The sequence below is a fragment of the Streptomyces sp. NPDC021096 genome, from assembly GCF_040641275.1.
Taxonomy (GTDB): Bacteria; Actinomycetota; Actinomycetes; order Streptomycetales; family Streptomycetaceae; genus Streptomyces.
In genome coordinates, this window is the sequence record NZ_JBFADG010000003.1 from 350,279 (window position 1) to 370,681 (window position 20,403).

The window sequence follows — 20,403 nt, forward strand, 5'->3', positions numbered from 1 at the left end:
GACCAAGCCAATACGCATAACGAACTCGTAGAGTACCGGGCGCCCACCTGCCGGGTCAAAACATGGTCCCACCGGCCGCCGCGGCCTAGCGCTGACGGGCTACCCGCGCCTCGTCCCACACCGGCTCCGGGACCTCCCGGAGCCGCCCGTCCGCACCGAAGACCACAAACCGGTCGAACGCACGAGCGAACCACCGGTCGTGCGTCACCGCCAGCACCGTCCCCTCATACGCCTCCAGCCCCTCCTGAAGCGCCTCCGCGCTCTCCAGGTCCAGGTTGTCGGTCGGCTCGTCCAGCAGCAGCGCCGTGGTGCCGGCCAGCTCCAGCAGAAGGATCTGGAAGCGTGCCTGCTGGCCGCCCGAGAGCTTCTCGAAGGGCTGGTCGCCCTGCCTCTCCAGTTCGTAGCGGCGCAGCACGGACATCGCACCGCCGCGGTCCTTGGCGTGCTCGGTCCACAGGATGTCCACCAGCGTGCGGCCCATCAGCTCCGGGTGGGCGTGGGTCTGGGCGAAGTGGCCCGGCACGACGCGCGCGCCCAGCTTCCAGGCGCCGGTGTGGGAGACGTCCTCCCCCGCCAGCAGCCGCAGGAAGTGGGACTTGCCCGAGCCGTTGCTGCCCAGCACCGCGACCCGCTCGCCGTAGAAGACCTCCAGGTCGAACGGCTTCATCAGGCCCGTGAGCTCCAGCCCCTCGCAGGTCAGCGCCCGCACCCCGGTCCGGCCGCCGCGCAGCCGCATCCGGATGTCCTGCTCGCGCGGCGGCTCCGGCGGCGGGCCGGCCTCCTCGAACTTCTTCAGCCGGGTCTGGGCCGCGGCGTAGCGCGAGGCCATCTCATGGCTGACCGCGGCGGCCTGCCGGAGGTTGATCACCAGCTTCTTCAGCTGGGCGTGCTTCTCGTCCCAGCGCCGGCGCAGTTCCTCGAAGCGGGCGAAGCGCTCCTTGCGGGCCTCGTGGTACGTGCCGAAGCCGCCGCCGTGCACCCATACGTCGCTGCCGGCGGGGCCGGGCTCGACGCTGATGATCTTCTCGGCGGAGCGGGCCAGCAGCTCGCGGTCGTGGGAGACGAAGAGCACGGTCTTCTTCGTCTCGCGCAGCTTCTCCTCCAGCCAGCGCTTGCCGGGGACGTCCAGATAGTTGTCCGGCTCGTCCAGCAGCAGCACCTCGTCCGTGCCGCGCAGCAGCGACTCCAGGACCAGGCGCTTCTGCTCACCGCCGGAGAGGGTGCGCACCTGGCGCCACTGGGCCTGCTCGTAGGGGACGCCGAGCGCGGCCATGGTGCACATGTCCCACACGGTCTCGGCCTCGTAGCCACGGGCCTCGGCCCAGTCGGACAGGGCCTGGGCGTAGGCCATCTGCGCGGCCTCGTCGTCCACGGTCATGATCGCGTGCTCGGCCGCGTCGACGGCCGCGGCCGCCTGGCGGATGCGCGGCTGGGCGACCGTGAGCAGCAGGTCGCGCACCGTACGGTCGTCCCGTACGGACCCCACGAACTGCGGCATCACGCCGAGGCCGCCCGTGACCGTGACGGAGCCGCCGTGCGGCTGCAGCTCCCCCGCGATCAGCCGCAGCAGCGTGGTCTTGCCCGCGCCGTTGGCCCCGACCAGGGCGACCGCCGCCCCCTCCCCCACCCGGAAGGACACATCGCCGAGCAGTGCCCTCCCGTCCGGGAGGAAGTACTCCAGATGTGCCGCTTCTACGTGTCCCATGCGGTGAATTCTCACCGCTCCCGGGGCATGGACCCAACCGGTTTACGATGCACGCCATGAGCTTTGGGCAGGGAGGGCCGCACGGGGCCCCGGGGGATCAGCCGTCCACGCCGCCGTGGGGCCCGCCGCCGCCCCAGGCGCCACACACATCTCAGCCACCGCAGGCGCCCCACGCGCCTCAGCTGCCTCCGCAGATGCCTCCGGGCGCGGGCCCGGCAGGGCCCTGGCAGCAGCAGATACCCGGAATACCCGGCCAGGGAGCCACCCCGGACTGGGGACGGCTCGCCGCGGACGCCGAAGCCCGCGGCCGGCGCCGCAAATGGCTGCTGCTCGGCGGCGGGGTGCTGGCGACCGGCGCGGTCGCCGCGATCGTCGCCACGGCCGTCATGACCTCGGGCAAGGGCGACAAGGCCCTGCCCGCCGCCGAGAAGCTGCCCAGCGCCTCGGCCGGCGCCCCCGAGCCGAGCTTCTCCCAGGTGGCCCCGCCCAACCCGCGCGAGTTCATCTCCAGCGAGGAGAAGGACAAGGCGCCCCTGTCCACCAAGACGCTCTTCCCGCACTCCAAGCCGGTGCTGGACAAGCGCACCTACAAGCGGGTCGCCACCGACACCACCGACGACTGCGCCTCCGCCACCCAGGGCGGCCTCGGCCAGGTCCTCGCCGACAACGGCTGCAAGAAGCTGATGCGCTCCACGTACGAGCGCGACGGCGTCGCCGTCACCGTCGGCGTCGCCGTCTTCGCCGACAAGGCCGCCGCCGACAAGGCGAAGGCGCAGGCCACCGGAAACGTCACCGCCCTGTCCGGCGACGACGGGCCCGCCTTCTGCCGCGCCACCGCCTGCCGGCTGACCGCGAACGCCGAGGGCCGCTACGCCTACTTCACCGTGGCCGGCTACACCAACGGCAACGCCGTCCCCGCCGACGACACCAAGGCGCTGCAGGCCGGCCGGGACGTCGCGGGCTACACCTTCCGCCGCATCATGTACCGCGCCAACGCCCAGGCCACGGCCGCCGCCTCCCCCAAGCCCTCCGCCAAGCCCTCGGCCAAGCCGTCCGGCTCCGCGTCCCCCAAGGACTGACGGGACCGGCGCCCACCCGGGCGGGGCCCGCACCCCGCCCGGCGGGGCAGGCTGCCGCCCGGCGGCCGATCACCGCGATCGCGGCCCCGGCCGTCATGACGCCGGGCACACGGGCCGAGGACGCCGCCCCGCCCGGACTACTCCGTACTCTCCGCGCCCTCGCCGTCGTCCGCCTCGCCGTCCTCGGCGCCCTCGGCACCCTCGGGCGGGCCCGCCTGCGGGGGCGGCGCGGTCGGCGGCCGCTCCGCCCGCTGGAGCCGCTCCACCTTCGCGACCTGCGCCGCCACCAGCCGCTCCGGGACCTCCACGGCCCCCGGGTCGGACAGGTGCGTCGCGAAGAACATCGACAGGGCCGACCCGGTCCGTACGACCGTGACCAGGCTCGGCGCCCTCTCCGCCGCGTTCACCAGGCGGTACGCCATCGCCTCGTCGCCCAGCCCCGGCGCCGGAAGCGTACGCACCTCCTCGAACCGCTGCGGCTGGCCCTCGCCGGTCTTCATCCGGAAACCGCCCGCACAGTCCCGCGCCGCCGACCGCAGCGCCCGCAGCGTGCTCCGCGCGCCGTCACCCTCGTACGCCGAGACCCTGATCGTGCCCAGCAGCCCCTGGAAGCCCTTCTCCGTGGTGGCGGCGAAGGTCTCGACCACCGAACCCACGGGCGCGGGCTGCGGCTGCGAGCCCAGCGCCGTCACCAGGGGCCGGCAGGCCTCGCTGTCGGTGCTGGGCAGCCCGTGCCCGGCGGTCGCCGGCGAGCCTCTCTCCACCACGAAACCGGGCACCTCTCTCGCCCCCAGCTCCACATGCCTCAGCTGATCGGGGCCGACCGCCCGCACCACCCGGTTCTCGTCCTTGTCCTCCCCCTCCCCACCCTCTCCGCCGCCGGCACCACCGAACCCGCAGCCGGCCACCGCCCCCAGCACCGCGATCGCCGAGAACACCGCCACCGCCACCTTCGCCCTCACGCTTCCCGCCTCCCAGCGCCCACCGAGCGGTACCTCCACACCTTCTTGCGACGTGACCCAAGCCACAATGTAGGCTGCGCAGGCAACTGAAATCCCTCCCAACGGTCTCAACCGGCGGTTCGGATCACACAGAACCGACGGGCCGATCAGCAAGGGAAGACCCGGACACCACCCAGGCCAGGGGGAAGGACGGACGCGACGCCCCCGGCGCGTCGCGCACACACCGCCATGAAGATCTCTTTCCTTTTGCAGAACGCCTACGGCATCGGCGGCACCATCCGCTCCACGTTCAACGTCGCGAGCGCCCTCGCCGCCCGGCACGACGTGGAGATCGTGTCCACCATCAGAAGCGGCGAGAAGCCCCGGCTCCCCCTGCACCGCAAGGTCAAGCTGGTCAACCTCATCGACCAGCGCGCCGAGAAGGGCGCCGACCGCGATCACCCGCTGCTCACCCAGGACAGCCAGTACGTGCCGCCCGTGGAGGCGAAGGGCGCCCACTTCAGCGCGCTCACCGACCAGCGGGTCGCCGAACACCTCGCGCAGACCGACGCCGACGTCGTCGTCGCCACCCGCCCCGGCCTGGTGATGTACCTCGCCGAGTTCGGCCAGGACCGCTACCTGCGCATCGGCCAGGAACACCGGATCTACGGCACCCACGAGCCGACCATCCGCGCCTACCAGGACGCGTCCATCCCCCACCTCGACGCGCACACCACGGTCTCCGAAGCGGACGCGAACACCCACCGGGAACGCTTCCCCGACGTCAAGACCACCATCGTCTGCCTGCCCAACGGCTGCCCCCCGTCCGAGGTCGAGCCCTCCGACGGCAGCGCCAAGCTCGTCGTCGCCGCGGGCCGGCTCATCCCCGTCAAGCGCTACGACCTGCTGGTCAGGGCCTGGGAGACCGTCGCCGCCACCCGTCCCGACTGGAAGCTGCGCATCTACGGCCGCGGCCCCGAACTGGCCAAGCTGCGCACCCAGATCGACACCCTCGGCCTCAACGAGGCCGTCACGCTCATGGGCGCCCACTCCCCCATCGAGACCGAGTGGGCCAAGGGCTCCATCGCCGCCGTGACCTCCCGCGAGGAGTCCTTCGGCATGACGATCGTCGAGGCCATGGGCTGCGGCGTCCCCGTCGTCGCCACCGACTGCCCGCACGGCCCCGGCGAGATCATCACCGACGGCGAGGACGGCCTGCTCGTCCCCGTCGGCGACAGCGACGCCATCGCCAAGGGCCTGCTCAAGCTCATCGAGGACGACGAGCTGCGCCGCACCATGGGCGCCGCCGCCCGCGTCTCCGCACAGCGCTACGCCCCCGAGCGCATCGCCGACGCCTACCTCGAACTCATCGACAGCCTCGGCGGCCCCCGCACCACCACCGAAGAGCCCGCGCCCGCCGCGGCGCCCGCACCGCGGCCCGTGCCCCTGGCCAAGCGGCTGCGCCGCACGGTCGGCAGGATCGTCCGGCCGCTGCGCCGCCGCGTGGCCAAGCCGGCCGAGCCGCCGGTGAAGAAGGTCATCAAGGACATCGTCGTCCGCAAGCCGCTGCGGCCGGTCGCCTCCTGCCGCGTCGACGCCCACGGCGACGTCCTCGTCTCCGTCGAGCGCAAGGGCATCAGCGGCGACAAGCTGTCCCTGACCGTCACCCGCCGCAAGGAGGGCAAGCCCGTCGAGGTGCCGCTGCACGCCCCCGCCGACGGGAAGGGCCCGTACACGGCGGTGCTCAAGCGCGCCGAACTGCGCCTGGGCGAAGGCCGTTGGGACCTGCACGTCGTACGGGCCGAGGACAAGGCCCGCCGCCGCGTGGTGTCGCACCTCGCCGAGGGCCGCGGGCTGGTGGACCTGGAGCCGCTGCCGGGCGCCCCGTTCACGTGGTGGGTGCCCTACCCCACCGTCGACGGCTACCTCGCCCTGCGCGCCTGGCAGCGCGACGCCCACGCCGAGGCCCGCTCCCTGCGGGCGGCCGGGGACGCGTTCACCGTCGAAGGCACCCTGCACGGCGCGGAGTTCACCGCCGACGGCGACCCCGTCGTCCTCGGCACCCCGCGCGGCGAGGGCGCGTCCGAGGTGACCGTGGACGTCGAGGTCGTGGACGCCACGACCTTCCGCTTCACCGTCCCGTACGAGCGCCTGCGCGCGGCCCGCGCCGGCGACGAGGCCACGACGTGGGACCTGGCCCTGCGAACTGCCGCGGACGCGAAGCCGATCCGCGTCGCCCGGCTCGTCGGCGACATCGTCGACCGCAACAAGACCGACCTCTACCCGTCGGTCGCGGACGTCCGCCCGTACTTCACGGTGAACAGCGACCTGGCGGTCAACTTGGCGGCAGCACCCAGCTCCTGACGCGGAAAAACGCCGGGCGGGCTGGATCTCCCAGCCCGCCCGGCGTCTCTCAGCAGCAACCCGCGCCGGGCAGCGTCCTTTTGTTCCGCGCCGCGAGATTCCGCGCGGCCAGCTCGGAGTCCGCCGGATAGCCGACCTCTTCGAGCGTCAGCCCGTGCGGCCGCACCACGTGCACCGCCGAATCGCGGACACCCGCACGCAGCACCTTGCCCGGCCAGTCCACCGGCCGGTGCCCGTCGCCGACGAACAGCATCGCGCCCACCAGCGAGCGCACCATGTTGTGGCAGAAGGCGTCCGCCCGCACGGTGGCCGTGATGACGCCGGACGCGTCCCGCTCCCAGCTCAACTGCTGCAGCGTACGGATCGTCGTCGCGCCCTCGCGCCTCTTGCAGTACGCGGCGAAGTCGTGCTCACCGACCAGCTCCCGCGCGGCCGCGTTCATCGCGTCGACGTCCAACGGCCAGTCGTGCCACAGGACATGACCGCGCAACAGCGGGTCCACACCCCCGACGTGGTCGACGACGCGATAGGCGTACCGCCGCCAGATCGCCGAGAAGCGCGCGTTGAAACCGGCCGGAGCCTCGGCTACGCGCCACACGCGGACGTCGTGCGACAACCGCCCGGCCAAACGGCGCAGCAGTTTGTCCTCGTGCTCGGCCCAAACCTCCACCGGAAGATCGACATGGGCGACCTGGCCGCGCGCGTGCACCCCGGCGTCCGTACGGCCGGCGACCGTCAGCTCGTACGTCTCCTGGGACCGCGTCACGGTCCGGATCGCGCTCTCGATCTCGCCCTGGACCGTGCGCTGTCCCTCACGCTGCTTGGCCCAGCCGGAGAAGTCCTTGCCGTCGTACGACAGGTCCAGCCGCACCCGGACGAAACCGGGCGCCACCTCGTCACTCACCGAGTGTTCCTCTCAGAAATGCGGGACGGGCCCGCCCCCGGAAGGGGCGGGCCCGTCACTGACACGCATCAGCGTTGTCAGGCGTCCTTCGACTCCTCGGCCGGAGCCTCGGCAGCGGCCTCGGACTCCTTGACCGCACGCTTGGTGGCGGCCTCGGCCTCGGCAACGGTCGCCTTCTTGGCGATCTCGCCCTCGACCAGCTCGATCACGGCCATGGGCGCGTTGTCGCCACGGCGGTTACCGATCTTGGTGATGCGGGTGTAGCCACCCGGACGCTCGGCGAAGCGCGGAGCGATCTCGGTGAAGAGCACGTGAACGATGCCCTTGTCCGTGATCGTCTGCAGCACCTGGCGACGGTTGTGGATGTCGCCCTTCTTCGCCTTGGTGATCAGACGCTCGGCGACCGGACGCAGGCGGCGGGCCTTGGCCTCGGTCGTGGTGATGCGGCCGTGCTCGAAGAGCGACTTGGCGAGGTTCGCCAGCATCAGCTTCTCGTGCGCGGCACCGCCGCCCAGACGGGCACCCTTGGTGGGACGCGGCATGGTGTTTCTCCTAGGTGTCTGCCCCGGCCGTATCAGGTACCGGAGTCAGTATCCGAGCGGGCGGTCGCCCGTCGAAGACCCGCGCCCCCGAAGGGGCGCGGGGAACTGCGCGACCAGCCGAAACCGGCCGGCAGCCAAGATCGAGCCGTCGGGCCCGAGCTCTTAGTACTGCTCGGTCTCGACGAAACCGGCGTCCGCGTCGTCGTCGGCACCAAAGGCGTCGGCGGCAGCGGTCGGGTCGAATCCGGGCGGGCTGTCCTTGAGGGCCAGGCCCATGCCGGCCAGCTTCGCCTTGACCTCGTCGATCGACTTCGCACCGAAGTTGCGGATGTCGAGCAGGTCGGCCTCGGAGCGGGCGACGAGCTCACCCACGGAGTGGATGCCCTCGCGCTTGAGGCAGTTGTACGACCGAACGGTGAGCTCGAGCTCCTCGATCGGCAGCGCCAGGTCGGCGGCCAGGGCGGCGTCCGTCGGGGACGGGCCCATGTCGATGCCCTCGGCGTCGATGTTGAGCTCGCGGGCCAGACCGAACAGCTCGACCAGGGTCTTACCGGCGGACGCCATGGCGTCGCGCGGGCGCATGGCCTGCTTGGTCTCGACGTCGACGATCAGCTTGTCGAAGTCGGTGCGCTGCTCGACTCGGGTCGCCTCGACCTTGTAGGTGACCTTGAGAACCGGCGAGTAGATGGAGTCGACCGGGATACGGCCGATCTCCTGGCCCACCTGCTTGTTCTGGACGGCGGAGACGTAGCCGCGACCGCGCTCGACGGTCAGCTCCATCTCCAGCTTGCCCTTGGCGTTCAGGGTCGCCAGGACCAGGTCGGGGTTGTGCACCTCGACACCGGCCGGCGGGGCGATGTCGGCGGCGGTGACCAGACCCGGACCCTGCTTGCGCAGGTACATCACGACCGGCTCGTCGTGCTCCGAGGAGACGACCAGCTGCTTGATGTTCAGGATGAGGTCGGTGACGTCCTCCTTGACGCCCGGCACGGTGGTGAACTCGTGCAGGACACCGTCGATGCGGATGGACGTGACCGCCGCACCCGGGATCGAGGAGAGGAGCGTACGACGCAGGGAGTTGCCGAGGGTGTAGCCGAAGCCCGGCTCGAGCGGCTCGATCACGAACCGCGAGCGGAACTCGTCGACGACCTCTTCGGTCAGCGAGGGGCGCTGAGCGATCAGCATGCGATGAATCCTTCAGTCATGGACACCCACTATTTGATGTCCTGAGGTACTACAAGGGTACGGGCGGTACGGCTCCGGGGAGCCGTACCGCCCACACTCTCAAGGCAGCAACCGTGCGAACGGCGCAGCGTCAGACGCGGCGGCGCTTCGGCGGACGGCAGCCGTTGTGCGGGGTGGGGGTGACGTCCTGGATGGAGCCAACCTCGAGGCCGGTCGCCTGCAGCGAACGGATGGCGGTCTCACGACCGGAACCCGGACCCTTGACGAAGACGTCGACCTTGCGCATGCCGTGCTCCTGCGCGCGACGGGCAGCCGACTCGGCGGCCATCTGCGCGGCGAAGGGGGTGGACTTGCGCGAGCCCTTGAAGCCGACGTGGCCGGCGGAGGCCCAGGAGATCACGTTGCCCGTGGGGTCGGTGATCGAAACGATGGTGTTGTTGAACGTGCTCTTGATGTGCGCGTGGCCGTGAGCGACGTTCTTCTTTTCCTTGCGACGCACCTTCTTGGCTGCGCCCTGACGACCCTTGGGGGGCATGTCTTACTCCTGTGGAGTGGAGGTGATCGGTCCTACAGCGAAGACCGCTGGTGAGCGTCCGCTGAGGACTACTTCTTGCCCGGCTTCTTCTTGCCGGCGATGGCGCGACGCGGGCCCTTGCGGGTACGAGCGTTCGTGCTGGTGCGCTGACCGTGGACGGGCAGGCCACGACGGTGACGCAGACCCTGGTAGCAGCCGATCTCTACCTTGCGGCGGATGTCGGCCTGGATCTCGCGACGGAGGTCACCCTCGGTCTTGAGGTTGGCGTCCACGTACTCGCGGATCTTGACCAGGTCCTCTTCGGGAAGGTCACGAACGCGGGTGTTCGGGTTCACACCGGTGGCGGCGAGAGTCGCCTGCGACTGGGTGCGGCCGATACCGAAGACGTAGGTGAGTGCAACCTCCACGCGCTTGTCGCGCGGGATGTCAACACCGGAAACGCGTGCCATTCAATGGCTCCAGATGTTCTCGGGGGTCTGACACAGAGCCGTTCCCGGCCGCCGTACTAGGTACGTTCCGGGTCCCCGGCCCCCGCCGGAGGTGTCGCCAGCCTGGGCTGGACGGGCTCTGCGTATGTACGTATTGCTATGCGTCGCGCGAAGAAACTGCGGAGTGCAGGTTCTGCGTCAGCCCTGGCGCTGCTTGTGGCGCAGGTTGTCGCAGATGACCATGACCCGGCCGTGGCGGCGGATCACCTTGCACTTGTCGCAGATCTTCTTGACGCTCGGCTTGACCTTCATGGGTGTGAGGTTCTCCGGGTCAGTGCCTCCACCCCACGAGCGTGGGGCGTCGACAAGATCTACTTGTAGCGGTAGACGATCCGGCCACGCGTCAGGTCGTAGGGAGACAGCTCCACGACGACCCGGTCATCGGGAAGGATGCGGATGTAGTGCATGCGCATCTTGCCGCTGATGTGCGCGAGGACCTTGTGACCGTTCTGGAGCTCCACCTTGAACATTGCGTTCGGCAGAGACTCGATCACGGTGCCCTCGATCTCGATGGCACCTTGCTTCTTGGCCACGCTTCGCCTTTCGAATCGGCTACCTTGATCGACTCCCCCATATGCACGCAGGCATGCGGATACACGAGAGCCGACGCATCAGTCTACGTCAGGGCAACCGGAAAGCCTAATCCAGGGTGCTTGCCCCGCCGAGAAGATCCTTACGCCAGCGGGTCCGGCGCCGCCGTGACGCCGTACTCCGCCAGCTTCGCGCGGCCTCCGTCGACCGCGGTGAGGACGAGCGGGCCCTGCTCCGTCAGGGCGACGGAGTGCTCCCAGTGGGAGGACCAGCTCTTGTCGTCCGTGAGGACCGTCCAGTCGTCCTCGAGGACGTGTGTCCGCGCGGTGCCCAGGCTGACCATGGGCTCGATCGCGATGCAGAAGCCCGGGACCAGCTTCGGGCCCTTGCCGCGCTTGCGCGAGACGTAGTTCAGCAGGTGGGGGTCCATGTGCATCTCGGAGCCGATGCCGTGGCCGCCGTAGTCCTCGATGATCCCGTACTTGCCGCTCGCCGGGCGGGGCTGGCGGCGGATGTAGCCCTCGATGGCCTTGGAGATGTCCACCAGGCGGTTGCCGTTGCGCACGGCCGCGATGCCGGCCCACATGGACTCCTCGGTCACCCGGGAGAGCTCGATCAGCTCCGGAGCGTGACCGGTGCCCACGAAGGCCGTGAAGGCCGCGTCACCGTGCCAGCCGTCGACGATGGCGCCGGCGTCGATGGAGATGATGTCGCCGTCCTTCAGGACGGTCCTGGTGTCCGGGATGCCGTGGACGACGACCTCGTTCACCGAGGTGCAGATCGTGGCGGGGAAACCGCCGTACCCGAGGAAGTTCGACTTGGCCCCGTGCTCGGCCAGCACCTTGCGGGCGACCTCGTCCAGGTCCTTGGTCGTGGCGCCCGGCACCGCGGCTTCCCGGGTGGCCGCGTGGATGGCGGCGACGACAAGCCCCGCCTCGCGCATCTTCGCGATCTGCTCCGGGGTCTTGATCTCGACCATTGCGGCTGACGCCTTTCTGAACCGACGGCTGGACCTGCCCGCGGCTCGGCCGCGGCTGCGGCGGCCTGCGGGCCCCATACACAATACGGCCGCGACGCCCGTGAGGGCATCGCGGCCGTATCCGACCCGTTACGGGTCTCAGCTGGCGGTGTCGCGCTCCAGCGCGGCCATGGCCCGCTGGGTGACCTCGGCGACCTTGCCGAGGGCGGAGATCGTCACCACGAGGCCCTGGGCCTTGTAGTAGTCGATGATCGGCTCGGTCTCGCTGTGGTAGACCTCGAGCCGCTTGCGGACGGTCTCCTCGCTGTCGTCCTCACGCTGGTACAGCTCGCCGCCGCAGATGTCGCAGACACCCTCGGCCTTCGGCTGGTTGTAGATCGCGTGGAAGACGTGGCTGCTGTCGTTGCGGCAGATGCGGCGACCCGCGATCCGCTTGACGACCTCGTCCTCGGGGACCTCGAGGTCCAGGACCGCGTCCAGCTTCAGGACGTCGGCCTTGAGGATCCCGTCCAGCGCCTCGGCCTGGGCCAGGTTGCGCGGGAAGCCGTCGAGCAGGAAGCCGTCGGCGGCGTCCGGCTGCTGCATGCGGTCCCGGGCCATCCCGATGGTGACCTCGTCGGGCACCAGCTGGCCGGCGCGCATGTACTCCTGGGCCTTCTGGCCGAGAGGCGTGCCCTGGCTGATGTTCGCCCGGAAAAGGTCACCCGTCGAGATGTGCGGGATCCCGAGGTTCTTGGCGAGGTACGCGGCCTGCGTACCCTTGCCGGCGCCGGGAGGGCCGACGAGGACGATTCGCATCAGCGGAGGAACCCTTCGTAGTTGCGCTGCTGAAGCTGGCTCTCGATCTGCTTCACAGTCTCCAGACCGACACCCACGATGATCAGGATGCTGGTTCCACCGAACGGGAAGTTCTGGTTCGCGTTGAGTGTGACCAGTGCCACGGTGGGCACCAGGGCGATCAGGCCCAGGTAGAGCGAGCCGGGCCACGTGATGCGGTTCAGCACGTAGCTCAGGTACTCCGCGGTGGGACGACCGGCGCGGATGCCCGGAATGAACCCACCATACTTCTTCATGTTGTCGGCAACTTCTTCGGGGTTGAAGGAGATGGCGACGTAGAAGAAGGCGAAGAAAACGATCAGCAGGAAGTACGTGACCATGTAGATCGGGTGGTCGCCCTTGACCAGGTTGGCCTGGACCCAGTTGGCCCAGTCCGCCTTGGAGCCGGTGAACTGCACGAGCAGCGCCGGGATGTAGAGCAGCGACGAGGCGAAGATGACCGGGATCACACCGGCCTGGTTCACCTTCAGCGGGATGTACGTGGACGTGCCGCCGTAGGAACGACGGCCGATCATGCGCTTCGCGTACTGCACGGGGATGCGGCGCTGGGCCTGCTCCACGAAGACGACCAGCGCGACCATGGCCAGACCACAGAGGATCACCAGGCCGAACTCCAGCCAGCCGCCCATCAGCTTGCCCTGCATCTTGATCGCCCACAGGGCGCTCGGGAAGCCGGCGGCGATGGAGGTGAACATCAGGATCGACATGCCGTTGCCGATGCCGCGGTCGGTGATGAGCTCACCGAGCCACATGATCAGCGCGGTACCCGCGGTCATGGTGATGACCATGACGACCGTGGTGAAGATCGACTGGTTGGGAACGATCTGGTTTCCGACCGTGCAGTTCCCGAAGAGCGCACCGCTGCGCGCGGTGGCCACGAGACCGGTGCCCTGGAGCACCGCGAGGGCTACGGTCAGATAGCGCGTGTATTGCGTGATCTTGGTCTGTCCGGACTGGCCCTCCTTCTTGAGGGCCTCAAGTCGCGGAATGACGACGGTGAGCAGCTGAAGGATGATGCTCGCCGTGATGTACGGCATGATCCCCAGCGCGAAGATCGTGATCTGAAGCAGCGCACCACCGCTGAACATGTTCACGAGGCCGAAAAGGCCCATCCCGCTCTTGGCCTGGTCCATGCACGTCTGGACGTTCTGATAGTCGACGCCCGGCACGGGCACATGTGCGCCGAGCCGGAAGAGGACCATGATGCCCAGCGTGAACAGCAGCTTCTTGCGCAGGTCGGGCGTTTTGAACGCCCGGGCGAACGCGGTGAGCACGGTGCCTCCTGCGCCTCCCACGTGGCTGCGTGAGAGGTGACGGTCTTGAAGGTCGACAGAACCTTACGAGTTACGTATCAGTCAAAATCCGCACGGACACAGGCCGGGCGGAGGTTAACAGTGCACGCCACCTTACCGGCGACCGTGCCCCCCTTGGAACGACCAACCGGGGATGCCCCTTTTGGGACATCCCCGGTTGTCAGATCAACGAGCTCAGATGAGCTCGGTGACGGTGCCGCCGGCGGCGGCAATCTTCTCCTGGGCGGAGGAGGAGACGGCGTCGACCGTCACCTGCAGCGCCACGGAGATCTCGCCCTGGCCAAGGACCTTGACGAGCTCGTTCTTGCGAACCGCACCCTTGGCGACCAGGTCGGCCACCGTAACCTCGCCACCCTGCGGGTAGAGCGCGGCCAGCTTGTCCAGGTTCACGACCTGGAACTGCTTGTGGGCGGGGTTCTTGAAGCCCTTCAGCTTCGGGAGACGCATGTGGAGGGGCATCTGCCCACCCTCGAAGCGCTCCGGAACCTGGTAACGGGCCTTCGTGCCCTTGGTACCACGACCTGCGGTCTTACCCTTGGACGCCTCACCACGACCCACACGGGTCTTGGCGGTCTTGGCGCCCGGGGCAGGACGGAGGTTGTGGACCTTCAGCGGGTTGTTCTCCGCCATGTCAGTCGACCTCCTCAACCGTCACGAGGTGGCGGACGGTCTGCACCATGCCGCGGATCTCGGGACGGTCCTCCTTGACAACCGTGTCGTTCATGCGCTTGAGACCAAGCGAACGCAGGGTGTCGCGGTGGTTCTGCTTGCTGCCGATGTAGGACTTAACCTGCGTGACCTTGAGGCGAGCCATTACGCACCCGCCCCTGCACGCGCCCGCAGCAGAGCGGCGGGAGCAACGTCCTCCAGCGGCAGGCCACGACGGGCGGCGATCTCCTCGGGACGCTGCAGTCCCTTGAGGGCCTCCACCGTGGCGTGCACGATGTTGATCGGGTTCGACGAACCGAGCGACTTCGACAGGATGTCGTGGATGCCGGCGCACTCGAGCACCGCTCGCACCGGGCCACCGGCGATAACACCGGTACCGGGGGAAGCAGGCTTGAGCATGACGACGCCAGCCGCCTTCTCGCCCTGGATGGGGTGAGGGACGGTGCCCTGGATACGGGGGACCTTGAAGAAGTTCTTCTTGGCCTCTTCCACGCCCTTGGCGATGGCAGCCGGAACTTCCTTGGCCTTGCCGTAACCGACACCGACCGTGCCGTCACCGTCGCCCACCACGACCAGCGCGGTGAAGCTGAAGCGGCGACCACCCTTGACAACCTTGGCGACGCGGTTGATCGCGACTACGCGCTCAACGTACGCGGTCTTCTCGGCGGCAGCGCCACCGTCGCGACCCTTCCGGTCCCGCCGCTCGCCGCCACCGGCACCGCTTCCGCGGCGCTGGGGTCCAGCCATTGGATTTACCTCTCTCTGTTACGTCCGCTAGCTCCGGAACCGGGGCTTAGAACTTCAGCCCGGCTTCGCGGGCGGCGTCCGCCAGAGCGGCAATGCGCCCGGCGTACTGGTTGCCACCGCGGTCGAACACGACGGCCTCGACGCCGGCGGCCTTGGCACGCTCGGCGACCAGGGCGCCCACCTTCGTGGCCTGGGCGCTCTTGTCGCCCTCGCCACCGCGGATCGACGCGTCCAGGTGGGACGCCGACGCCAGGGTGTGACCCTTGAGGTCGTCGATCACCTGGGCGGTGATGCCACGGTTGGAGCGCGTCACGACCAGGCGCGGACGCTCGGCCGTACCCGACATGTTCTTGCGGATGCGGATGTGGCGGCGGGCCTTGGCGGCGCGCTTGTACGCGTCACCCTTGGCGATCTTCACACCGTATGCCATGGCTTACTTACCAGCCTTTCCGACCTTGCGGCGGATGACCTCACCCGCATACTTCACGCCCTTGGCCTTGTAGGGGTCGGGCTTGCGAAGCTTGCGGATGTTGGCGGCAACCTCGCCGACCTTCTGCTTGTCGATGCCCTCGACACTGAGCTTGGTGGGCGACTCGACCTTGAAGGTGATGCCCTCGGGGGCCTCGATCAGGATCGGGTGGCTGTAGCCCAGGGCGAACTCCAGGTTGGAGCCCTTCGCCTGGACGCGGTAACCGACACCGCTGATCTCAAGAGCCTTGCTGTAGCCCTGGGTCACGCCGGTGATCATGTTCGCCACCAGCGTGCGGGACAGGCCGTGCAGGGCCTTGTTCTGACGCTCGTCGTTGGGACGGGTGACGTTCAGAACGCCGTCCTCGCCCTTGGCGATCGCGATGGGCGCAGCGATCTCGTGGGTCAGGGAACCCTTGGGGCCCTTCACCACGACCGTGCGGCCATCGATGGTGACGTCCACACCAGCGGGAACCTGGATGGGCAGCTTGCCAATACGCGACATTAGCTATTCCTCCGTTCCCGATTACCAGACGTAGGCGAGGACTTCCCCACCCACGCCCTTCTTGCTGGCCTGCTGGCCGGTCAGGAGACCGTGGGACGTGGAGATGATCGCCACGCCCAGGCCGCCGAGGACCTTCGGCAGGTTGGTGGACTTTGCGTAGACCCGGAGGCCCGGCTTCGAGATCCGCTTGATGCCCGCGATGGAGCGCTCACGGTTCGGGCCGAACTTGAGGTCGACGACGAGCTTCTTGCCGACCTCGGCGTCCTCGACCTTCCAGCCGGCGATGTAGCCCTCCTGCTGCAGGATCTCGGCGATGTGCGCCTTGATCTTGCTGTGGGGCATCGCCACGGAGTCGTGGTAAGCCGAGTTCGCGTTCCGCAGACGGGTCAGCATGTCTGCGATCGGATCGGTCATGGTCATGTTTGGCCTTCGGCCTCTCTCGCCGTGGTTTCCTATCTGCGCCATCCCTCTCCCCGAACTGAGTCGGAGCGGGTGCGGCGCGGGGACCTACGGCGTAGTAAGACGGTCATGGGCGGCGGGCGCCCAACCCTTCAACTCTACGCGAGTGAAGGACTGGGCCCCACCGTCCTTGATGCTTACCGAGAGCCCTGGTCAACCCAAGTGGGTTGTTACCAGGAGCTCTTGGTCACGCCCGGCAGCTCGCCACGGTGAGCCATCTCACGAAGGCACACGCGGCAGAGGCCGAACTTGCGGTACACGGAGTGCGGACGGCCGCAGCGGTTGCAACGGGTGTACGCACGGACCGCGAACTTGGGCTTGCGCGCGGCCTTCGCGATCAGAGACTTCTTCGCCATCTCGGTCACGCCTCCTTGAAGGGGAAGCCGAGGTGACGGAGGAGGGCGCGGCCCTCGTCGTCGTTGGTCGCCGTGGTGACCACGGTGATGTCCATACCCCGGACACGGTCGATCTTGTCCTGGTCGATCTCGTGGAACATGACCTGCTCCGTGAGACCGAAGGTGTAGTTGCCCCGACCGTCGAACTGCTTCGGGGACAGACCACGGAAGTCGCGGATGCGCGGGAGCGCGAGCGACAGGGTGCGGTCCAGGAACTCCCACATGCGGTCACCACGGAGGGTGACGTGGGCGCCGATCGGCTGGCCCTCACGCAGCTTGAACTGCGCGATGGACTTGCGAGCCTTGGTGACGGCGGGCTTCTGGCCGGTGATCGTGGTGAGGTCGCGGATGGCGCCCTCGATCAGCTTGGAGTCGCGGGCGGCGTCGCCCACACCCATGTTGACCACGATCTTGGTCAGGCCGGGAACCTGCATGATGTTCTCGAAGGAGAACTCCTCACGCAGCTTGCCGACGATCTCTTCGCGGTAGCGCAGCTTCAGACGCGGCGCGTTGGTGGTGGCAGTCATCAGATGTCCTCACCGGTGCGCTTGGCAACACGGATCTTGTTGCCGTTGTCATCGAAGCGGTAACCGACGCGGGTGACGACCTTCTTGCCGTCCTTCTCCACGACGAGCTGAACGTTGCTCACGTGGATGGGGGCCTCGGTGGTCACGATGCCGCCGGTCTGCGAGCCGCGAGCGGTCTGGCCGGCCTTGGTGTGCTTCTTGACCCGGTTGACACCCTCGACGAGGACGCGGTTCTCGCTGGGCATGGCCACGATGACCTTGCCCTGCTTGCCCTTGTCCTTACCGGTGATGACCTGGACCAGGTCGCCCTTCTTGATCTTCATCGGTTACAGCACCTCCGGCGCGAGCGAGACGATCTTCATGAACTTCTTCTCGCGCAGCTCTCGGCCCACGGGGCCGAAGATACGGGTGCCGCGGGGGTCACCGTCGTTCTTGAGAACGACAGCGGCGTTCTCGTCGAAACGGATGTACGAGCCATCCGGACGGCGGCGCTCCTTGACGGTGCGAACGATGACGGCCTTGATGACGTCACCCTTCTTCACGTTGCCACCGGGGATCGCGTCCTTGACGGTGGCGACGATGACGTCACCGATGCCCGCGTAGCGGCGACCGGAGCCACCGAGAACACGGATGCAAAGGATCTCCTTGGCACCAGTGTTGTCGGCGACCCGAAGTCGCGACTCCTGCTGGATCACGTCTATCTCCTGATCGTCTGCCGGTTCCCGGCGGGGGCCTCAACGGGTTGAGGCCCCACGCCGAGCCTGGCGGAACTTATCCGAGGGAAAACCCCTCAGAAATTACTTGGCCTTCTCGAGGATCTCGACGATGCGCCAGCGCTTGCTCGCCGACAGCGGACGCGTCTCCATGATGAGGACGCGGTCGCCGACGCCGGCAGCGTTCTGCTCGTCGTGCGCCTTGAGCTTGTTCGTACGGCGGATGACCTTGCCGTACAGCGCGTGCTTGACGCGGTCCTCGACGGCGACGACGACGGTCTTGTCCATCTTGTCGCTGACGACGAGACCCTCACGGGTCTTGCGGAAGCCGCGCTCGTTCGTCTCAGTCACATTCTTCTCGCTCATCAGGCGCTCTCCACCGTCTCGATGCCCAGCTCACGCTCGCGCATCAGGGTGTAGATCCGGGCGATGTCCTTACGGACGGACTTGAGCCGACCGTGGTTCTCGAGCTGCCCGGTCGCCGCCTGGAAGCGGAGGTTGAACAGCTCTTCCTTGGCCTCACGGAGCTTCGCGACGAGGTCCTCGTCGTTCAGCTCACGCAGCTCGGTCGCCTTGATACCAGCGGCCATCACGACTCACCTGCCTCGCGCCGAACAATGCGGCACTTCATCGGAAGCTTGTGGGCGGCGCGGGTGAGCGCCTCCTTAGCGACCTTTTCGTTCGGGAAGGACAGCTCGAACATCACCCGACCGGGCTTGACGTTCGCGATCCACCACTCCGGAGAACCCTTACCGGAACCCATGCGGGTTTCGGCCGGCTTCTTCGTCAGCGGACGGTCCGGGTAGATGTTGATCCACACCTTGCCGCCACGCTTGATGTGACGGGTCATGGCGATACGAGCGGACTCGATCTGCCGGTTCGTCACGTAGGCCGGGGTCAGGGCCTGGATGCCGTACTCACCGAAGGCGAGCTCAGTGCCACCCTTGGCCATGCCGTTCCGCTTGGGGTGGTGCTGCTTGCGGTGCTTGACCCTGCGAGGGATCAGCATGTCGGTCAGGCCTCCGTTCCGGTGGACTCAGCCGGAGCAGCGGTGGCCTCGGCCTTGGGGGCCTCGGCAGCCTGCTGCGGCTTGCGGCCGCGGCCGCCACGCTCGCCACCACGGCCACCACGGGCCGGGCGGTCGCCGGCGCCACGGGACGGGCGGTTGCCCGCACGCGCAGCGGCGTTCTCGGCGCGGACCTCGGCGATGTTCTTGACGTCGCCCTTGTAGATCCAGACCTTCACGCCGATGCGGCCGAAGGTGGTCTTGGCCTCGAAGAAGCCGTAGTCGACGTTCGCACGGAGCGTGTGCAGGGGCACACGGCCCTCGCGGTAGAACTCCGAGCGGGACATCTCGGCGCCGCCGAGACGGCCACCGCACTGGATCTTGATGCCCTTGGCGCCGGCCTTCATCGTCGACTGCATGCTCTTACGCATGGCGCGACGGAAGGAGACGCGGGAGGACAGCTGCTCGGCGACGGCCTGGGCCACCAGCTGAGCGTCGACCTCGGGGTTCTTGACCTCGAGGATGTTCAGCTGGACCTGCTTGCCGGTCAGCTTCTCCAGCTCGCCACGGATGCGGTCGGCCTCGGCGCCACGGCGACCGATGACGATGCCCGGGCGGGCGGTGTGGATGTCAACGCGGACGCGGTCGCGGGTGCGCTCGATCTCAACCTTCGAGATACCGGCGCGCTCCATGCCCTTCGTCATCATGCGACGAATGGCAACGTCTTCCTTGACGTAGTCCTTGTACAGCTTGTCGGCGTACCAACGCGACTTGAAGTCGGTGGTGATGCCGAGCCGGAACCCGTGCGGGTTAACCTTCTGGCCCATTACCGGGTTCCTTCCTTGCTGCTGACGACCACGGTGATGTGGCTGGTCCGCTTGCGGATCCGGTAGGCACGGCCCTGGGCACGCGGACGGAACCGCTTCAGGGTCGGGCCCTCGTCCACGAACGCCTCGCTGATGTACAGCGACGAAGCGTCCGTGTGGTCGTAGTTGTGCGCGGCGTTGGCAATGGCGCTGTCAAGCACCTTGCCCACCGGCACGCTCGCGGCCTGCGGGGCGAAACGCAGGACCGCCTGAGCCTCCGTGGCATCCATGCCACGGATGAGGTCCACCACGCGGCGGGCCTTCATGGGCGTGACGCGGATGTACCGCGCCTGGGCCCTGGCTTCCATGGTTGTCCCTTCGGTGTCAGTCATAGTCGTTCACACCCCGCCTTTAGCGGCGCTTCGACTTGCGGTCGTCCTTGACGTGGCCGCGGAAGGTGCGGGTCGGCGAGAACTCGCCGAGCTTGTGGCCGACCATCGACTCGGTGACGAACACCGGGACGTGCGTCTTGCCGTTGTGCACCGCGAGCGTGTGGCCGAGCATGGCCGGCACGATCATGGAGCGACGGGACCAGGTCTTGATGACGTTCTTGGTACCAGCCTCGTTCTGAGCGTCCACCTTCTTGATGAGGTGTCCGTCGACGAAGGGTCCCTTCTTGAGACTACGCGGCATCTAAACCCGCTC

30 protein-coding genes are annotated in these 20,403 nt (G+C 68.2%); 2 read left to right on the forward strand and 28 right to left on the reverse strand.

The features are described from left to right. Window positions 1-85: 85 nt before the first annotated feature. Window positions 86-1,705, reverse strand: coding sequence for an ATP-binding cassette domain-containing protein (locus AB0G59_RS07945; RefSeq protein WP_071964528.1), 1,620 nt, complete (start codon window positions 1,703-1,705; stop codon window positions 86-88). Window positions 1,706-1,899: 194 nt separating this feature from the next. Here AB0G59_RS07945 and AB0G59_RS07950 point away from each other — a divergent pair, with 194 nt between their 5' ends. Continuing rightward, complete coding sequence (locus AB0G59_RS07950) at window positions 1,900-2,784, forward strand: hypothetical protein (protein ID WP_360909186.1); 885 nt, start codon at window positions 1,900-1,902, stop codon at window positions 2,782-2,784. A gap of 137 nt (window positions 2,785-2,921) precedes the next feature. Here the strand turns inward: AB0G59_RS07950 and AB0G59_RS07955 are convergent, their stop codons facing one another. Next, on the reverse strand, window positions 2,922-3,746 hold the full coding sequence (locus AB0G59_RS07955) for a hypothetical protein (RefSeq protein WP_360909188.1): 825 nt from the start codon (window positions 3,744-3,746) through the stop codon (window positions 2,922-2,924). 228 nt (window positions 3,747-3,974) lie between these two features. On the opposite strand from AB0G59_RS07955, the gene AB0G59_RS07960 reads away from it, so the two are divergent. Next, on the forward strand, window positions 3,975-6,089 hold the full coding sequence (locus AB0G59_RS07960; protein ID WP_360909189.1) for a glycosyltransferase family 4 protein: 2,115 nt from the start codon (window positions 3,975-3,977) through the stop codon (window positions 6,087-6,089). A gap of 49 nt (window positions 6,090-6,138) precedes the next feature. Here AB0G59_RS07960 and truA read toward each other — a convergent pair whose 3' ends face one another. The 26 genes from truA to rpsS all read right to left on the reverse strand — a co-directional run bounded on the left by truA (window position 6,139) and on the right by rpsS (window position 20,391). Further along, the gene (truA, locus tag AB0G59_RS07965) at window positions 6,139-6,993 is read right to left on the reverse strand and encodes a tRNA pseudouridine(38-40) synthase TruA (RefSeq protein WP_360909191.1); all 855 of its coding nucleotides are present in this window, start codon (window positions 6,991-6,993) and stop codon (window positions 6,139-6,141) included. A gap of 77 nt (window positions 6,994-7,070) precedes the next feature. Next, on the reverse strand, window positions 7,071-7,535 hold the full coding sequence (gene rplQ, locus AB0G59_RS07970) for a 50S ribosomal protein L17 (RefSeq protein WP_030368392.1): 465 nt from the start codon (window positions 7,533-7,535) through the stop codon (window positions 7,071-7,073). A gap of 162 nt (window positions 7,536-7,697) precedes the next feature. Then, a complete protein-coding gene (locus AB0G59_RS07975; RefSeq protein ID WP_004946635.1) occupies window positions 7,698-8,720 on the reverse strand; it encodes a DNA-directed RNA polymerase subunit alpha in 1,023 nt (340 codons plus the stop codon). Window positions 8,721-8,850: 130 nt separating this feature from the next. Then, complete coding sequence (rpsK, locus tag AB0G59_RS07980) at window positions 8,851-9,255, reverse strand: 30S ribosomal protein S11 (protein ID WP_003948617.1); 405 nt, start codon at window positions 9,253-9,255, stop codon at window positions 8,851-8,853. A gap of 68 nt (window positions 9,256-9,323) precedes the next feature. Continuing rightward, window positions 9,324-9,704: a 30S ribosomal protein S13 gene (gene rpsM, locus AB0G59_RS07985; RefSeq protein WP_030368393.1), complete on the reverse strand. Its 381-nt coding sequence runs from the start codon at window positions 9,702-9,704 to the stop codon at window positions 9,324-9,326. A 177-nt stretch (window positions 9,705-9,881) separates the two neighbouring features. Then, window positions 9,882-9,995 carry a 50S ribosomal protein L36 gene (gene rpmJ / locus AB0G59_RS07990; protein ID WP_003956441.1) on the reverse strand — a complete coding sequence of 38 codons (114 nt, stop codon included), beginning with the start codon at window positions 9,993-9,995 and terminating at the stop codon, window positions 9,882-9,884. A gap of 59 nt (window positions 9,996-10,054) precedes the next feature. Continuing rightward, window positions 10,055-10,276 carry a translation initiation factor IF-1 gene (gene infA, locus AB0G59_RS07995; protein WP_003956442.1) on the reverse strand — a complete coding sequence of 74 codons (222 nt, stop codon included), beginning with the start codon at window positions 10,274-10,276 and terminating at the stop codon, window positions 10,055-10,057. Between the two features lie 140 nt (window positions 10,277-10,416). Further along, complete coding sequence (gene map, locus AB0G59_RS08000; protein ID WP_071964533.1) at window positions 10,417-11,253, reverse strand: type I methionyl aminopeptidase; 837 nt, start codon at window positions 11,251-11,253, stop codon at window positions 10,417-10,419. Between the two features lie 138 nt (window positions 11,254-11,391). After that, window positions 11,392-12,051, reverse strand: coding sequence for an adenylate kinase (locus tag AB0G59_RS08005; protein ID WP_360909195.1), 660 nt, complete (start codon window positions 12,049-12,051; stop codon window positions 11,392-11,394). Next, window positions 12,051-13,364 carry a preprotein translocase subunit SecY gene (secY, locus tag AB0G59_RS08010; RefSeq protein ID WP_071964535.1) on the reverse strand — a complete coding sequence of 438 codons (1,314 nt, stop codon included), beginning with the start codon at window positions 13,362-13,364 and terminating at the stop codon, window positions 12,051-12,053. The genes AB0G59_RS08005 and secY overlap by 1 nt, the downstream gene beginning before the upstream one ends. Before the next feature lie 213 nt (window positions 13,365-13,577). Continuing rightward, window positions 13,578-14,033 carry a 50S ribosomal protein L15 gene (gene rplO / locus AB0G59_RS08015; RefSeq protein ID WP_071964536.1) on the reverse strand — a complete coding sequence of 152 codons (456 nt, stop codon included), beginning with the start codon at window positions 14,031-14,033 and terminating at the stop codon, window positions 13,578-13,580. Between the two features lies 1 nt (window position 14,034). Beyond that, window positions 14,035-14,217, reverse strand: a complete 183-nt coding sequence (gene rpmD, locus AB0G59_RS08020) for a 50S ribosomal protein L30 (RefSeq protein ID WP_071964537.1) — start codon at window positions 14,215-14,217, stop codon at window positions 14,035-14,037. After that, on the reverse strand, window positions 14,217-14,819 hold the full coding sequence (rpsE, locus tag AB0G59_RS08025; RefSeq protein WP_004946659.1) for a 30S ribosomal protein S5: 603 nt from the start codon (window positions 14,817-14,819) through the stop codon (window positions 14,217-14,219). Before rpsE ends, rpmD begins: the two co-directional genes overlap by 1 nt. Window positions 14,820-14,865: 46 nt before the next feature. After that, entirely contained in the window at window positions 14,866-15,249 is a 384-nt protein-coding gene (gene rplR, locus AB0G59_RS08030) for a 50S ribosomal protein L18 (RefSeq protein ID WP_071964538.1), read from the reverse strand. Window positions 15,250-15,252: 3 nt separating this feature from the next. Then, window positions 15,253-15,792, reverse strand: coding sequence for a 50S ribosomal protein L6 (gene rplF / locus AB0G59_RS08035; protein ID WP_071964539.1), 540 nt, complete (start codon window positions 15,790-15,792; stop codon window positions 15,253-15,255). 21 nt (window positions 15,793-15,813) lie between these two features. Next, window positions 15,814-16,212: a 30S ribosomal protein S8 gene (gene rpsH, locus AB0G59_RS08040; RefSeq protein WP_071964540.1), complete on the reverse strand. Its 399-nt coding sequence runs from the start codon at window positions 16,210-16,212 to the stop codon at window positions 15,814-15,816. Between the two features lie 209 nt (window positions 16,213-16,421). Further along, the gene (locus AB0G59_RS08045) at window positions 16,422-16,607 is read right to left on the reverse strand and encodes a type Z 30S ribosomal protein S14 (protein WP_071964550.1); all 186 of its coding nucleotides are present in this window, start codon (window positions 16,605-16,607) and stop codon (window positions 16,422-16,424) included. Window positions 16,608-16,612: 5 nt separating this feature from the next. Next, a complete protein-coding gene (gene rplE, locus AB0G59_RS08050) occupies window positions 16,613-17,173 on the reverse strand; it encodes a 50S ribosomal protein L5 (RefSeq protein WP_071964541.1) in 561 nt (186 codons plus the stop codon). Beyond that, entirely contained in the window at window positions 17,173-17,496 is a 324-nt protein-coding gene (gene rplX / locus AB0G59_RS08055; RefSeq protein WP_071964542.1) for a 50S ribosomal protein L24, read from the reverse strand. Before rplX ends, rplE begins: the two co-directional genes overlap by 1 nt. Window positions 17,497-17,499: 3 nt before the next feature. Continuing rightward, window positions 17,500-17,868, reverse strand: coding sequence for a 50S ribosomal protein L14 (gene rplN, locus AB0G59_RS08060; protein WP_030368406.1), 369 nt, complete (start codon window positions 17,866-17,868; stop codon window positions 17,500-17,502). 102 nt (window positions 17,869-17,970) lie between these two features. Continuing rightward, window positions 17,971-18,252 (reverse strand): 30S ribosomal protein S17, encoded by a 282-nt coding sequence (gene rpsQ, locus AB0G59_RS08065; protein ID WP_030026328.1) that lies wholly within the window; start codon window positions 18,250-18,252, stop codon window positions 17,971-17,973. Beyond that, on the reverse strand, window positions 18,252-18,476 hold the full coding sequence (rpmC, locus tag AB0G59_RS08070; protein ID WP_030368408.1) for a 50S ribosomal protein L29: 225 nt from the start codon (window positions 18,474-18,476) through the stop codon (window positions 18,252-18,254). Before rpmC ends, rpsQ begins: the two co-directional genes overlap by 1 nt. Then, entirely contained in the window at window positions 18,476-18,895 is a 420-nt protein-coding gene (rplP, locus tag AB0G59_RS08075; RefSeq protein WP_030368409.1) for a 50S ribosomal protein L16, read from the reverse strand. Before rplP ends, rpmC begins: the two co-directional genes overlap by 1 nt. A 5-nt stretch (window positions 18,896-18,900) precedes the next feature. Beyond that, window positions 18,901-19,719 carry a 30S ribosomal protein S3 gene (rpsC, locus tag AB0G59_RS08080; protein ID WP_071964543.1) on the reverse strand — a complete coding sequence of 273 codons (819 nt, stop codon included), beginning with the start codon at window positions 19,717-19,719 and terminating at the stop codon, window positions 18,901-18,903. Next, complete coding sequence (rplV, locus tag AB0G59_RS08085) at window positions 19,719-20,066, reverse strand: 50S ribosomal protein L22 (RefSeq protein ID WP_031012097.1); 348 nt, start codon at window positions 20,064-20,066, stop codon at window positions 19,719-19,721. Before rplV ends, rpsC begins: the two co-directional genes overlap by 1 nt. A 43-nt stretch (window positions 20,067-20,109) precedes the next feature. Next, window positions 20,110-20,391, reverse strand: coding sequence for a 30S ribosomal protein S19 (rpsS, locus tag AB0G59_RS08090; RefSeq protein ID WP_004950443.1), 282 nt, complete (start codon window positions 20,389-20,391; stop codon window positions 20,110-20,112). Window positions 20,392-20,403 lie beyond the last annotated feature (12 nt).

Excerpts from the sequence above, each read along its gene's own strand:
- AB0G59_RS07945 (WP_071964528.1), bottom strand. The coding sequence starts at position 1,705 with ATGGGACACGTAGAAGCGGCACATCTGGAGTACTTCCTCCCGGACGGG.
- AB0G59_RS07950 (WP_360909186.1), top strand. The coding sequence starts at position 1,900 with ATGCCTCCGGGCGCGGGCCCGGCAGGGCCCTGGCAGCAGCAGATACCC.
- AB0G59_RS07960 (WP_360909189.1), top strand. The coding sequence starts at position 3,975 with ATGAAGATCTCTTTCCTTTTGCAGAACGCCTACGGCATCGGCGGCACC.
- rplQ (WP_030368392.1), bottom strand. The coding sequence starts at position 7,535 with ATGCCGCGTCCCACCAAGGGTGCCCGTCTGGGCGGCGGTGCCGCGCAC.
- AB0G59_RS07975 (WP_004946635.1), bottom strand. The coding sequence starts at position 8,720 with ATGCTGATCGCTCAGCGCCCCTCGCTGACCGAAGAGGTCGTCGACGAG.
- rpsK (WP_003948617.1), bottom strand. The coding sequence starts at position 9,255 with ATGCCCCCCAAGGGTCGTCAGGGCGCAGCCAAGAAGGTGCGTCGCAAG.
- rpsM (WP_030368393.1), bottom strand. The coding sequence starts at position 9,704 with ATGGCACGCGTTTCCGGTGTTGACATCCCGCGCGACAAGCGCGTGGAG.
- rpmJ (WP_003956441.1), bottom strand. The coding sequence starts at position 9,995 with ATGAAGGTCAAGCCGAGCGTCAAGAAGATCTGCGACAAGTGCAAGGTG.
- map (WP_071964533.1), bottom strand. The coding sequence starts at position 11,253 with ATGGTCGAGATCAAGACCCCGGAGCAGATCGCGAAGATGCGCGAGGCG.
- AB0G59_RS08005 (WP_360909195.1), bottom strand. The coding sequence starts at position 12,051 with ATGCGAATCGTCCTCGTCGGCCCTCCCGGCGCCGGCAAGGGTACGCAG.
- rplO (WP_071964536.1), bottom strand. The coding sequence starts at position 14,033 with ATGGCGGAGAACAACCCGCTGAAGGTCCACAACCTCCGTCCTGCCCCG.
- rpmD (WP_071964537.1), bottom strand. The coding sequence starts at position 14,217 with ATGGCTCGCCTCAAGGTCACGCAGGTTAAGTCCTACATCGGCAGCAAG.
- rpsE (WP_004946659.1), bottom strand. The coding sequence starts at position 14,819 with ATGGCTGGACCCCAGCGCCGCGGAAGCGGTGCCGGTGGCGGCGAGCGG.
- rplR (WP_071964538.1), bottom strand. The coding sequence starts at position 15,249 with ATGGCATACGGTGTGAAGATCGCCAAGGGTGACGCGTACAAGCGCGCC.
- rplF (WP_071964539.1), bottom strand. The coding sequence starts at position 15,792 with ATGTCGCGTATTGGCAAGCTGCCCATCCAGGTTCCCGCTGGTGTGGAC.
- rpsH (WP_071964540.1), bottom strand. The coding sequence starts at position 16,212 with ATGACCATGACCGATCCGATCGCAGACATGCTGACCCGTCTGCGGAAC.
- AB0G59_RS08045 (WP_071964550.1), bottom strand. The coding sequence starts at position 16,607 with ATGGCGAAGAAGTCTCTGATCGCGAAGGCCGCGCGCAAGCCCAAGTTC.
- rplE (WP_071964541.1), bottom strand. The coding sequence starts at position 17,173 with ATGACTGCCACCACCAACGCGCCGCGTCTGAAGCTGCGCTACCGCGAA.
- rplX (WP_071964542.1), bottom strand. The coding sequence starts at position 17,496 with ATGAAGATCAAGAAGGGCGACCTGGTCCAGGTCATCACCGGTAAGGAC.
- rpsQ (WP_030026328.1), bottom strand. The coding sequence starts at position 18,252 with ATGAGCGAGAAGAATGTGACTGAGACGAACGAGCGCGGCTTCCGCAAG.
- rpmC (WP_030368408.1), bottom strand. The coding sequence starts at position 18,476 with ATGGCCGCTGGTATCAAGGCGACCGAGCTGCGTGAGCTGAACGACGAG.
- rplP (WP_030368409.1), bottom strand. The coding sequence starts at position 18,895 with ATGCTGATCCCTCGCAGGGTCAAGCACCGCAAGCAGCACCACCCCAAG.
- rpsC (WP_071964543.1), bottom strand. The coding sequence starts at position 19,719 with ATGGGCCAGAAGGTTAACCCGCACGGGTTCCGGCTCGGCATCACCACC.
- rplV (WP_031012097.1), bottom strand. The coding sequence starts at position 20,066 with ATGGAAGCCAGGGCCCAGGCGCGGTACATCCGCGTCACGCCCATGAAG.
- rpsS (WP_004950443.1), bottom strand. The coding sequence starts at position 20,391 with ATGCCGCGTAGTCTCAAGAAGGGACCCTTCGTCGACGGACACCTCATC.